Annotated in this window: 5 protein-coding genes and 3 rRNA genes; 3 read left to right on the forward strand and 5 right to left on the reverse strand. The window is 65.5% G+C overall.

Annotated elements, in window-relative coordinates; translation table 11 throughout:
- Positions 1–128: 128 nt before the first annotated feature.
- Positions 129–1,577 (reverse strand): NADP-dependent phosphogluconate dehydrogenase, encoded by a 1,449-nt coding sequence (gene gndA, locus ACQP10_RS16415; RefSeq protein WP_179817698.1) that lies wholly within the window; start codon positions 1,575–1,577, stop codon positions 129–131.
- A gap of 111 nt (positions 1,578–1,688) precedes the next feature.
- Complete coding sequence (locus ACQP10_RS16420) at positions 1,689–3,065, reverse strand: glycosyltransferase family 4 protein (RefSeq protein ID WP_346019920.1); 1,377 nt, start codon at positions 3,063–3,065, stop codon at positions 1,689–1,691.
- Between the two features lie 1,029 nt (positions 3,066–4,094).
- Here ACQP10_RS16420 and ACQP10_RS16425 point away from each other — a divergent pair.
- The 3 genes from ACQP10_RS16425 (at position 4,095) to rrf (ending at position 9,426) form a co-directional block, all read left to right on the forward strand.
- Positions 4,095–5,612 (forward strand): 16S ribosomal RNA (locus ACQP10_RS16425).
- A 401-nt stretch (positions 5,613–6,013) separates the two neighbouring features.
- A 23S ribosomal RNA gene (locus ACQP10_RS16430) occupies positions 6,014–9,137 on the forward strand.
- A 172-nt stretch (positions 9,138–9,309) separates the two neighbouring features.
- Positions 9,310–9,426 (forward strand): 5S ribosomal RNA (gene rrf / locus ACQP10_RS16435).
- Together the 16S, 23S and 5S rRNA genes form the textbook arrangement of a ribosomal RNA operon.
- 183 nt (positions 9,427–9,609) lie before the next feature.
- Here the strand turns inward: rrf and mctP are convergent.
- The 3 genes from mctP to ACQP10_RS16450 form a co-directional block, all read right to left on the reverse strand.
- Positions 9,610–11,199 carry a monocarboxylate uptake permease MctP gene (gene mctP, locus ACQP10_RS16440; RefSeq protein WP_179823927.1) on the reverse strand — a complete coding sequence of 530 codons (1,590 nt, stop codon included), beginning with the start codon at positions 11,197–11,199 and terminating at the stop codon, positions 9,610–9,612.
- A gap of 4 nt (positions 11,200–11,203) precedes the next feature.
- Positions 11,204–11,419 carry a DUF3311 domain-containing protein gene (locus tag ACQP10_RS16445; protein ID WP_312873453.1) on the reverse strand — a complete coding sequence of 72 codons (216 nt, stop codon included), beginning with the start codon at positions 11,417–11,419 and terminating at the stop codon, positions 11,204–11,206.
- Positions 11,420–11,840: 421 nt separating this feature from the next.
- Positions 11,841–13,259 carry an N-acetylmuramoyl-L-alanine amidase gene (locus ACQP10_RS16450; RefSeq protein WP_433541661.1) on the reverse strand — a complete coding sequence of 473 codons (1,419 nt, stop codon included), beginning with the start codon at positions 13,257–13,259 and terminating at the stop codon, positions 11,841–11,843.
- Positions 13,260–13,305: the final 46 nt, after the last annotated feature.

Raw genomic sequence — 13,305 nt, forward strand, 5'->3', positions numbered from 1 at the left:
CTTCAGGTCGCGCCGCCCGGTGTCCGCTCTTCGAGTCGCGCCGCCCGGTGTCCGCCGCGGGAGCGGGCGTCCCTCACCCGTGCGGTGAGCCGTCCGGGCTCACCCGGAGACGCCCGTCCCCGCCGCCGTCAGACCTCGATCTCCGTACGGTCGCCGGACCACAGCGTGTGGAAGGTCCCCTCCCGGTCGGACCGCTGGTAGGTGTGCGCGCCGAAGAAGTCGCGCAACCCCTGGACGAGCGCGGCGGGCAGCCGGCCCGCCCGCAGCGAGTCGTAGTAGGCCAGCGCCGTCGAGAAACCGGGCGCCGGGACGCCCGCCCCGGCCGCCGTCGCCACCACCCGCCGCCACGGCTCCTGCGCCAGGCCCAGCGCCTCGGCGAACAGCGGCGCCGTCAGCAGCGTCACCGGAGGGCTCTCCTGCTCGTACGCCTCGCGGATGCGGTCGAGGAAGACCGCCCGGATGATGCACCCGCCACGCCAGATCGTGGCCAGCGCGCCCGGATCGACGTCCCAGCCGTACTCGGCGCTGCCGGCCCGGATCTGGTCGAACCCCTGCGCGTAGGCGATGATCTTCGACGCGTACAGCGCCCGCCGTACGTCCTCCACGAACTCCGCGCGGCCCTCACGGTCCCCGGCCGGCGGGGCCTGCGGCGCGTCCGCCGGGCCGGGCAGGTCCCGCGCGGCCCGCCGCAGCTCCGTGTGGCCGGACACCGACCGGGCGAACACCGCCTCGGCGATGCCGCTCACCGGGACGCCCAGCTCCAGCGCGTTCTGGACGGTCCAGCGGCCGGTGCCCTTCTGCTCGGCCCGGTCGGCGATCACATCCACCAGCGGCCGGCCGGTGGCGGCGTCCACCTGCCGCAGCACCTCCGCCGTGATCTCGATGAGGTAGGACGACAGCTCGCCCCGGTTCCACTCCTCGAAGACGTCGGCGATCTCGGCCGGGCTCATCCCGAGGGCCTGCCGCAGCAGGTCGTACGCCTCGGCGATGAGCTGCATGTCGGCGTACTCGATGCCGTTGTGGACCATCTTGACGAAGTGCCCCGCGCCGTCCGGCCCGATGTGCGTGCAGCAGGGCACGCCGTCCACCTTGGCGGCGATGTCCTCCAGCAGCGGACCCAGCGCCTCGTAGGACTCCCTGGACCCGCCCGGCATGATGCTCGGCCCGAGCAGCGCGCCCTCCTCGCCGCCGGACACGCCCGTGCCGACGAAGTGGATCCCCCGCTCCCGCAGCGCCGCCTCCCGACGCCGGGTGTCCAGGAAATGGGCGTTCCCGCCGTCCACCAGCATGTCGCCCGGCTCCAGGAGCGGGGCGAACTCCTCGATCACCGCGTCGGTCGGCGCGCCCGCCTTCACCATGATGAGAACGCGCCGGGGCCGTTCCAGCGCCGCGACCAGCTCCTCCGGGGTGTCACAGGCGACGAACTCCCCTTCGTGGCCGTACTCCTTCAGCAGGGCGTCGGTCCGGTACCGCGAGCGGTTGTGCACGGCCACCGTGTGCCCGTGCCGGGCCAGGTTCCGCGCGAGGTTGGCTCCCATCACGGCCAGACCGGTGACTCCGATACGCGCCTTCGTCATCTTCAACTCCCGATCATGGGCTTTCTCCCACGATTTCATGGGCCCATGTCCGGAGGTGCCGGGGCCCCCCGAAGCGCCGCCGAGGAGAGCGTCGAGGGGGACCCCTCAGGACTACGAAGCGATCGGGTACGGCGTGCGGTCGGCCTCACCGCCGGCCTCACCGGGGGTCTCGCCGCGGACCTCGCCGCGGGTCTCCTCCCGGGTCTCGCCGCGGGTCTCGTCGCGGACCGGGAGCGTCTCGACGCCGCCGCGCGCCGTACGCTGAAGATCGTCGAGCAGCGCGTCCCACCTGGCGCCGACCGCGTCAAGGGAGTAGGCGGGCACCGTGCGCAGGGCGTTCCGGCCGAGGGTACGGCGCAGCCCGGGATCCTCGATCAGCCGCGAGATCGCCTCTGCCAGGAGCGCAGGCTTCTGCGGGCGCACCAGCAGCCCGTTGTGCCCGTGGGTGATGATCTCCCTGGGACCGTGCGGGCAGTCGAAGCTCACCACGGGCACGCCCTTGCTCATCGCCTCCAGGATCGTCATGCCGAACCCCTCGTAGCGGGAGCTGACGACGTAGATCGACGACCTGGCCAGCTCGGCGCCGATCTCGCTCGAACTGCCCATGAGGAGCACCCTGCCCGTCAGACCGGCCTTCTCGATCCTGGCGCGGAGCCGCTCCTCGGCCTTCTGGGTACCGCCGCCGTAGATGCGCAGCACCCAGTCCGGGTGCGCCTCCGCGACCGGCGCCCACGCCTTGACGAGGCGGTCGAAGCCCTTGGCGTGCACCAGCCTGCCGATGGCGGCCACGCTCTTCTCCTCCAGGGAGGAGACGTCACCGGTCAGCTCGGGGACCGCGTTCGGAATGCACAGCAGACGGGCCGGAGGGTCGTGTCGCAACACCTTGGCGTAGTGCGCACGGTCGGCCTCGGTGAGGGTGACGAACGCGTCGAACCTGCCGTACCGCCGTTTGATGAGCCGTCGCATCTCGGGGGCGTGGACCTCCAGCGCCACGTGCTCTTGGCCGATCGTCAGCACCTCCGGCGGCGCGAACAGCGCGGTGATCAGGTTGAACCCCGGCCGGGTGGAGATGACCACGCCGGTCCGCATGGACCGCAGATAGGCCACCAGGCGGAGGTCGGTCCACAGCGAGACGGACCCGTACACGTTCTCCTGCTTCGGCACCAGGACGCTCGGGAAGCGCGACAGCAGGCGGGCGACCGGGCCGCGCGGTCGCGTCCGGTCGTCCAGGAACGTCACCCGCACCCCCGGCGGGATCGGGAAGAACGGATGCTCGGCCGCGCGGACCACGCTGACGATCTCCACGTCGCGTTCCCGGGCGAGATGGCCCGCCAGGTTCAGCACCGTCCGGATGGTGCCGCCCATGCCGTAGGCGTGCTGGAGCAGGATCCGGACCGTTCCGGTGTCGGCCGCCGGCGCGCGCCGCGCGCGCCTCCCGTTGACCGTGTCCAGCAGACGTACCCCCGCACGCCTGGCCGCCACGCGCATTCTCCCCGTCACCTGCGTGTCCCCCCCTGTAGAAGTGGCTCGTGTGGATGCTCACGCGGAGGTGAACGTCCACACGGCCTTGAGAACCGTTCCGCGTGTCTCCTGGTTGCCCGGGAACGCGAAGAACATTCCCGGGCAGGGGGCGGAGCCACGGCTTCGTCTCCGCGGGGACAGGCACCCTCCGTCCCTGCTTCGCTGCGGGTCCGTTCTCGCTTTGCCGCGGGTCTGTTCCCGCTTTGCCGCCAAGCGGCGGGGCGGCTCTCGCGTGGGACGCCCATCGCCGGTACGGGATCAGGCCGGGGGCACGGCGTTCGTGCCGGGGAGCGTGTTCTGCCAGCGGACGCGCTCTCCGGTGGAGGCGGAGATCCGGGAACAAACCCGGCGATCCACTTGTTCTTCTTAATAGCACCGGTATCGGGTCCACGCTCCGGGTCCACGGAGGGTGGGGCCGGGTGCCGGTGGGAGGCGTCAGAAGGCGCCCTTTCCCCGGCCGGAGGGCCGGCGGACCAGCGAGGGCCGCAGGCGCGCGGTCGATTTGACGATGCGGCCCGGTGTTCATAAAGTTCACCAGGCCTGAGGGAGACGGCGGAGTCGCCGTGATCTCAGAGCCACCCCACTACTTGATCCATCCGTTGGGATCTCTGTGTCCCGGCGGCGTTCGATTCGACATGAATCGGATGACGGAGTAAGTTAGAGGGGTTGTCCCGGAAACGGGACGCCCGAATTCCCTTCGGGTCGGTGGAATCGAAGAAAATCGCTCCGAAAGAGCGGTTTGACACGAAAAAGCCGGTCTGAAAGAATAAAGGCACAACGAAACGAACGAAACGCCCCGGAGAAACGGGCCTGAGGGTCCGGATCGACGGTGAACGCGTCCGTTTCTTGAGAACTCAACAGTGTGTTAAAAGCCAGTGCATGATGCACAACCCCGTCCCACCCGCCTCGGTGGGAGGACGGATTCCTTTGGTTGATGCACCTCGTCTCCTTTGCCGGGACGGGGATGCTTTCAGCCGGGAGAAACTCTGTAGACATTGTTTGGAGAGTTTGATCCTGGCTCAGGACGAACGCTGGCGGCGTGCTTAACACATGCAAGTCGAGCGGAAAGGCCCTTCGGGGTACTCGAGCGGCGAACGGGTGAGTAACACGTGAGTAACCTGCCCCTGACTCTGGGATAAGCCCGGGAAACTGGGTCTAATACCGGATACGACACGCTTCCGCATGGGATGCGTGTGGAAAGTCTTTTCGGTTGGGGATGGACTCGCGGCCTATCAGCTTGTTGGTGGGGTAACGGCCTACCAAGGCGACGACGGGTAGCCGGCCTGAGAGGGCGACCGGCCACACTGGGACTGAGACACGGCCCAGACTCCTACGGGAGGCAGCAGTGGGGAATATTGCGCAATGGGCGGAAGCCTGACGCAGCGACGCCGCGTGGGGGATGACGGCCTTCGGGTTGTAAACCTCTTTCAGCAGGGACGAAGTTGACGTGTACCTGCAGAAGAAGCGCCGGCTAACTACGTGCCAGCAGCCGCGGTAATACGTAGGGCGCAAGCGTTGTCCGGAATTATTGGGCGTAAAGAGCTCGTAGGTGGCTTGTCGCGTCGGATGTGAAAGCTTGGGGCTTAACTCCAGGTCTGCATTCGATACGGGCTGGCTAGAGGTAGGCAGGGGAGAACGGAATTCCTGGTGTAGCGGTGAAATGCGCAGATATCAGGAGGAACACCGGTGGCGAAGGCGGTTCTCTGGGCCTTACCTGACGCTGAGGAGCGAAAGCGTGGGGAGCGAACAGGATTAGATACCCTGGTAGTCCACGCCGTAAACGTTGGGCGCTAGGTGTGGGGGCCTTCCACGGTTTCCGCGCCGTAGCTAACGCATTAAGCGCCCCGCCTGGGGAGTACGGCCGCAAGGCTAAAACTCAAAGGAATTGACGGGGGCCCGCACAAGCGGCGGAGCATGTTGCTTAATTCGACGCAACGCGAAGAACCTTACCAAGGCTTGACATCGCCCGGAAAGCTCTGGAGACAGAGCCCTCTTCGGACTGGGTGACAGGTGGTGCATGGCTGTCGTCAGCTCGTGTCGTGAGATGTTGGGTTAAGTCCCGCAACGAGCGCAACCCTTGCTCCATGTTGCCAGCACGCCCTTCGGGGTGGTGGGGACTCATGGGGGACTGCCGGGGTCAACTCGGAGGAAGGTGGGGATGACGTCAAGTCATCATGCCCCTTATGTCTTGGGCTGCAAACATGCTACAATGGCCGGTACAGAGGGTTGCGATACCGCAAGGTGGAGCGAATCCCTAAAAGCCGGTCTCAGTTCGGATTGGGGTCTGCAACTCGACCCCATGAAGTCGGAGTCGCTAGTAATCGCAGATCAGCAACGCTGCGGTGAATACGTTCCCGGGCCTTGTACACACCGCCCGTCACGTCACGAAAGTCGGCAACACCCGAAGCCCGTGGCCCAACCCTTTGGGGGGAGCGGTCGAAGGTGGGGCTGGCGATTGGGACGAAGTCGTAACAAGGTAGCCGTACCGGAAGGTGCGGCTGGATCACCTCCTTTCTAAGGAGCACCGGCTGATCCGGTTCACCCGCTGGGTGGCCTGGTCGGTCCATGCCGTGGCCGCGAGCGAACGTCTCGCGCACGGTGCGCTCATTAGTGGAGCACTGGCTAGTCAGTCGGACCGGGTCGCCGGGCCGCTAGTACCGCCTGCCTCCTTCGGGGGGACGGGAGTGGGAACGGGGTCGTCGGGGTGAGGTCCGGGTGAACACACTGTTGGGTCCTGAGGAAACGGACCAGGCGGGCCCGCTGTTCGGGCGGGCTCGCTGGTTTGGTTTTCCCTCTGCGGGACCGTCCGCCTGTCATACCGGCTCGCCTCTTTGTGGGGTGGGTGTCTGGTGGTGGGGTCGTGATGGTCGCTGCGTGTTGTTTGAGATTTGCATAGTGGACGCGAGCATCTTTGTGGCCAAGTTTTTTAGGGCACACGGTGGATGCCTTGGCATCAGGAGCCGATGAAGGACGTGGGAGGCTGCGTTAAGCCCCGGGGAGTCGCCAACCAGACGTTGATCCGGGGATGTCCGAATGGGGAAACCTAGCACCAGTCATGTGGTGTTGCCTCCGCCTGAATGTATAGGGCGGTTGGTGGTAACGCGGGGAAGTGAAACATCTCAGTACCCGTAGGAAGAGAAAACAATAGTGATTCCGTGAGTAGTGGTGAGCGAAAGCGGAAGAGGCTAAACCGGGCGCGTGTTAAAGCCGGCGGGCGTTGCGTGTTCGGGGTTGTGGGACCTTCTGACAGTCTCTGCCGGGACTGTGAGCAGTGAGAAATCGATGGGGTAGCCGAAGCTTCTGGGAAGGGGCGCCGGAGACCGTGAGAGCCGGGTAGGCGAAATCCTGTCGACTGCTGGAGGGGATCCCAAGTAGCACGGGGCCCGAGAAATCCTGTGTGAATCTGCCAGGACCACCTGGTAAGCCTAAATACTCCCTGATGACCGATAGTGCACTAGTACCGTGAGGGAAAGGTGAAAAGTGCCCCGGTGAGGGGTCGTGAAACAGTACCTGAAACCGTGTGCCTACAAGCCGTAGGAGCGTGAGCGGGGTTCGCCCTGCTCGTGATGTGACTGCGTGCCTTTTGAAGAATGAGCCTGCGAGTTGCGGTGTGTGGCGAGGTTAACCCGTGTGGGGTAGCCGTAGCGAAAGCGAGTCTGAATAGGGCGTTTGAGTCGCATGCTGCAGACCCGAAGCGGAGTGATCTAGGCATGGGCAGGTTGAAGCGCGGGTAAGACCGCGTGGAGGACCGAACCCACCAGGGTTGAAAACCTGGGGGATGACCTGTGTTTAGGGGTGAAAGGCCAATCAAACTCCGTGATAGCTGGTTCTCCCCGAAATGCATTTAGGTGCAGCGTCGCGTGTTTCTTGCCGGAGGTAGAGCACTGGATGGCCGATGGGCCCGACAAGGTTACTGACGTCAGCCAAACTCCGAATGCCGGTAAGTGAGAGCGTGGCAGTGAGACTGCGGGGGATAAGCTCCGTAGTCGAGAGGGAAACAGCCCAGACCACCGACTAAGGCCCCTAAGCGTGTGCTAAGTGGGAAAGGATGTGGAGTCGCAGTGACAACCAGGAGGTTGGCTTAGAAGCAGCCACCCTTGAAAGAGTGCGTAATAGCTCACTGGTCAAGTGATTCTGCGCCGACAATGTAGCGGGGCTCAAGTACACCGCCGAAGTCGTGGCATTCACACATCAACCCTGGCTTTTGTCGAGGGGTGTGGATGGGTAGGGGAGCGTCGTGCGGCCGGCGAAGCAGCGGAGTGATCCAGTTGTGGAGGCCGTGCGAGTGAGAATGCAGGCATGAGTAGCGAATCAGAAGTGAGAAACTTCTGCGCCGGATGACCAAGGGTTCCTGGGCCAGGCTAATCCGCCCAGGGTAAGTCGGGACCTAAGGCGAGGCCGACAGGCGTAGTCGATGGACAACGGGTTGATATTCCCGTACCCGCTGTGATGCGCCCATACTGAACCCAGTGATACTAAGGGTCCTTAAGCCCTCCGGGCCTTCGGGTCTGGGGTGAGGCTGAACGCCTGACCTGATCTGGTAGTAGGTAAGCGATGGGGTGACGCAGGAAGGTAGCCCATCCCAGGCGATGGTTGTTCCTGGGGTAAGCGTGTAGGACGAGGGGTAGGCAAATCCGCCTCTCATGGGTCTGAGACGTGATGCCGAGCCGATTGTGGCGAAGTGGGTGATCCTATGCTGCCGAGAAAAGCCTCTAGTGAGTGTCATGGCGGCCCGTACCCGAAACCGACTCAGGTGGTCAGGTAGAGAATACCAAGGCGATCGGGTGAACTGCGGTTAAGGAACTCGGCAAATTGCCCCCGTAACTTCGGGAGAAGGGGGCCTTCGCTGGTGATGAGTCTTGCACTCGGAGCTGGTGGGGGCCGCAGAGGCCAGGGGGAAGCGACTGTTTACTAAAAACACAGGTCCGTGCGAAGTCGTAAGACGATGTATACGGACTGACGCCTGCCCGGTGCTGGAACGTTAAGGGGACCGCTTAGCATGCCTTCGGGTGTGCGAAGGTGAGAACTTAAGCGCCAGTAAACGGCGGTGGTAACTATAACCATCCTAAGGTAGCGAAATTCCTTGTCGGGTAAGTTCCGACCTGCACGAATGGCGTAACGACTTCCCCGCTGTCTCAACCGCAGACCCGGCGAAATTGCACTACGAGTAAAGATGCTCGTTACGCGCAGCAGGACGGAAAGACCCCGGGACCTTCACTACAGCTTGACATTGGCGTTTGGAACGGTTTGTGTAGGATAGGTGGGAGACGGTGAAGCTGGGACGCTAGTTCCGGTGGAGTCATTGGTGAAATACCACTCTGGTCGTTTTGGACGTCTAACTTGGGTCCGTGATCCGGATCAGGGACAGTGTCTGGTGGGTAGTTTAACTGGGGCGGTTGCCTCCTAAAGGGTAACGGAGGCGCCCAAAGGTTCCCTCAGCCTGGTTGGCAATCAGGTGTCGAGTGTAAGTGCACAAGGGAGCTTGACTGTGAGACCGGCGGGTCGAGCAGGAGCGAAAGCTGGGACTAGTGATCCGGCGGTGGCATGTGGAAGCGCCGTCGCTCAACGGCTAAAAGGTACCCCGGGGATAACAGGCTGATCTTCCCCAAGAGTCCATATCGACGGGATGGTTTGGCACCTCGATGTCGGCTCGTCGCATCCTGGGGCTGGAGTAGGTCCCAAGGGTTGGGCTGTTCGCCCATTAAAGCGGTACGCGAGCTGGGTTTAGAACGTCGCGAGACAGTTCGGTCCCTATCCGCTGCGCGCGCAGGAGACTTGAAAGGGGCTGTCCCTAGTACGAGAGGACCGGGACGGACGAACCTCTGGTGTGCCAGTTGTTCCGCCAGGAGCACGGCTGGTTGGCTACGTTCGGGAGGGATAACCGCTGAAAGCATCTAAGCGGGAAGCTTGCCTTGAGATGAGGTCTCCCACCCCGTGAGGGGGTAAGGCTCCCAATAGACGATTGGGTTGATAGGCCGGAGGTGGAAGCGCAGTAATGTGTGGAGCTGACCGGTACTAATAGGCCGAGGACTTGACCATAAAGCGTTCGTGTGGTTTTCTGCAGCGCTCTGTACTCTTCGCCGGGTCCGGAGCAGCGCGTGATCACTGGTTTTGCTCGCGTCCACTGTGTGATTCTGAGGCAGCAGGCACCGCCTGCACCCCCGGAACTGGTTTTCGGGTTGGGTGCGTGTGTTTGTGTGTTTCATAGTGTTACGGCGGTTATGGCGAAGGGGAAACACCCGGTTACATTCCGAACCCGGAAGTTAAGCTCTTCAGCGCCGATGGTACTGCACCGGGGACGGTGTGGGAGAGTAGGTCGCCGCCGGACAATCTTTTGGAGAGGGCCGCCCCCTGGTTTCACCAGGGGAGCGGCCCTTTCCGCATTTCCCGAGCTTTTCCCGGCCTCAGTGGTTCCCGCTCTCTGTGGTTCCGGGCCTCCCGGGCCTCCGCGGTTCCCGGTTTCCCGGTCTCTGTGGTTTCCGGTTTCCCGGGCTTTTCCCGCTCTCGTAGGTCAGTGGGTGAGGTCGAGCTCCTTGACCCGGGGGTCACCCTCGTCGGCGAAGTAGTGGTCGGGCTGGGTGACGTCGTTCCCTTCGCCGAGCCTGGCGCCCCGGGCGACGAACGTGCCGATGACCGCGACGGCCAGGTTGACGAGCAACGCCAGGATGCCCGCGTAGACGGTCATCTTGGTGTCGAAGCCCAGCTGCTCCAGCGGGAACGCCGATCCGGCGAAGTGCATCTTGCCGGTGGCGGGGTTGGAGATGTTGTAGAGCATGATCATCCCGGCCGCCATTCCGGCGATCCAGCCGGCGATCAGGCCGGCCCGGTGGAACCAGCGGGTGTAGAGGCCGAGCGCCACGGCCGGAAGGGTCTGCAGGATGATGACGCCGCCGATGAGCTGCAGGTCGATGGAGAAGCCGGTGTCCAGGAACAGGATGCACAGCACCGCGCCGACCTTGACGAGCAGCGAGGTGATCTTCGAGACGCGGGCCTCGTCGGCGTCGGTGGCGTCCCGCTTCAGGTATTCGCGGTAGATGTTGCGGGTGAACAGGTTCGCGGCCGCGATCGACATGATCGCGGCGGGGACCAGCGCGCCGATGCCGACGGCGGCGTAGGCGACCCCGGCGAACCAGTCGGGGAACATCTTGTCGAAGAGCTGCGGGACGATCGTGTTGTTGTCGGTGCCGATGGGCTTGACCCCGGCGGCGATGGCCATGTAGCCGAGCAGTGCGATCAGGCCGAGCAGCAGGCTGTAGGCGGGCAGCGCGGACATGTTCCGTTTGATCACGTCGCGGTTCCTGGACGCCAGCACACCGGTGACGCTGTGCGGGTAGAGGAACAGCGCGAGTGCCGAGCCCAGCGCCAGCGTGACGTACTGGAGCTGGTTGTTGGCGTTGAGGAGGGGACCGTCACCAGGTGCCGGGGAGGCGTCGAACTTGGCCTTGGCCGCGTCGAAGATCCCGTCCCAGCCGCCCAGCTTCGCCGGGATGACGATGACCGCGACGATGATCACCAGGTAGATCAGCGTGTCCTTGACGAAGGCGATCAGCGCCGGGGCGCGCAGGCCCGACTGGTAGGTGTAGGCGGCCAGGATGGCGAACGCGATGATGATCGGCAGGTGGCCGGTCACGCCCATCGTCTTGAGCACGGCCTCGATGCCGACGAGCTGCAGCGCGATGTAGGGCATCGTCGCGACGATGCCGGTGACGGCGATCAGCAGCGCGAGGGTGGGGGAGTCGAACCGCGCCCGGACGAAGTCGGCCGGGGTGACGAAGCCGTGGACGTGCGAGACCGACCAGAGCCGGACCAGCACGAGGAACACGATGGGGTAGACCACGATCGTGTACGGCACGGCGAAGAAACCGGTGGCCCCGGCTCCCCACAGCAGCGCCGGCACCGCGACGAAGGTGTACGCGGTGTAGAGGTCGCCGCCGACCAGGAACCAGGTGATCCACGAGCCGAAGCTCCGGCCGCCCAGTCCCCACTCGTCGAGCGTGGCCAGGTCGTTGGGGCGCCGCCAGCGCGCGGCCACGAAGCCCATGCCGCTGACCAGCAGGAACAGGAAGGTGAAGATGATGATCTCGGTCAGGTGTTCGCTCATCGGCTCACCGCTTCCGCTTGGTCATCTGGTAGACGATCGTGGTGCAGGTGACGCCGACCACGATGAACGCGAGCTGGAGCCAGTAGAAGCGGGGGAAGCCGAAGAGCCGGGGCCCGTCGGCGTTGAAGAGAAATGGCAACAAAGGCAGGACGATCGGTACAATCAACAGCCAGTTCCACGGACTGCGATCGCTGCGATCCTTTCCGGGAGTGGTCAACACATCTCCTAGGACTGGAGAGGGGCTGGCGGGACGGCCGGCCCCTTCGGCTGAGCGGCAGCGTAATTACGGGGTCCGCCTGCTGCGGTCATCCAGCGCCGAGTGGGCCGGTCGGCGCGGCGAGCGGTAGCCCCGGCGACCATCCTCGGTGTCACCTGCGGCATCGCCGCGCGGCTCGCCCGAGCCGGTCCGTTCGGCGACGGGGGCACGCCGGTCGCCGCATTCCACGCCCTGCCTTCTTGACGCCGGGCCCCGGGGATGCGGGGATCATCGGCGCCGGTTCCGGCGCGCTTCCAGACGCGGTTCGGAGATCATCGGCGCCCGTTCCAGTGCGCTTCCAGACGCGGTCGGTCGGGGACGCGCGTACGGCTCGCACCTCCGCGGAGGTGCGAGCCGTACCCGGTGCCGGACGGTGCGTCCGAGGTCAGAGCTTGGTGACGCGGATGGCGTCGGCGATGACGTAGCCGGTGCCGGCGGTCCAGCGGCTCACGCCGACGACGTTGTAGGTGCCGGCGTTGAGGGAGAAGGTGCCGATGCTGCGCCATGCTCCGCCGCCGGAGCGCTGGTCGACGTAGACGGTCTGGTTGCCGCCGGAGGTGGCCACGATGTACGGCGCGGAGCTGTTGTAGCCCGCGTCGGCCGGGTACCACACCTCGACCTTGTAGCTTCCGGCGCTGGGGATGCTCGCCTGGTACCAGGCCACGTCGCTGGAGGAGACGGGGTCGGCGAACCGGTAGTCGGCGCCGTAGCGCTGGCCGGAGTAGGTGGAGGTGCCCCAGTTGGCGCTGGCGGTGAACTTCCCGGCGGTGGTGTTGTCCACGGTGGCCGACCAGGCGGTGCCGCCGCCGCTGCCGGTCACGTACTGCATGTACTTGGTCCAGTTCCAGTACGTGCCGGGGTCGGTGTGCGTGGCGCCGGGCACCTCATTGTGCCCGATGATGTGGGAGCGATCCTTGGGGATGCCGTACTTGTCGCAGATCGCGCGGGTCAGCGCGGCCGAGGAGCGGTACATCGCGTCGGTGAACCAGGAGGCGTCGCTGACGTAGCCCTCGTGCTCGATGCCGACGGACCGGGTGTTGTAGGTCCAGTTCCCGGCGTGCCAGGCGACGTCCTTCTCGCGGACCATCTGGGTGACGGCGCCGTCGGAGGAGCGGATCACGTAGTGCGCCGAGACCTGGGCGCTGGGGTTCTGGAACCACGAGATCGAGCCGGCGTAGGAGCCCTGGGTCACGTGGATGACGACCCGGTCGATGGCGTAGCTCGACGGGCGGCTGGAGGCGGTGTAGTTGCTGGAGCTGGCGGCCACCCAGGACGCGGCCGGGTAGTCGGCGCTGGCGGCCAGCGTGTTGGCCGGCGCGTTGAGGTCGGCGGCCTTGGCGTACTCGCCGCGGTCGGCGGTGACCTCCTGCGGGGCGACCTTGACCTTGGGCGTGTCGATGCCGGTGCCGAGGAAGTTGTAGACGGTGTCGGCGTACAGCCGGGCGACCTCGGGGGTGGAGGCGTTGCCGTACTTGGCGACGGCGCCGTACCAGCGGCCGGCGTCCTTGCGGGCGGCGGCGTCGAGGCCGATCTCGTCGGCGTAGGACCGCAGCACCGCGGCGCCGCCGAGGATGTTGGCGGCGTCGTCCCCGCGCAGCGTCCTCGCCGGCTGGCCGGTGATCTGGGCGGCCTTCTCCAGGCTGTGCGCGGCGGGGTTGCTGACCAGGTGCATCACGCCGTAGCCGCCGCTCGCGCTCGGCGCGCCGCCGTGCCCGTCGAGGTGGGTCTCGGAGTAGGCGAGCGCGACGAGCAGGTCGCGCGGGACGTCGTAGGTGGCGGCGGCGCGGGCGAACGCGGCGGCCATGGGCCCCTCGGACGCGGCCGGGGTGGTCGGGGCGGCGGATGCCGGA

Source organism: Streptosporangium sandarakinum (genome assembly GCF_050942225.1).
GTDB lineage: Bacteria > Actinomycetota > Actinomycetes > Streptosporangiales > Streptosporangiaceae > Streptosporangium > Streptosporangium nondiastaticum.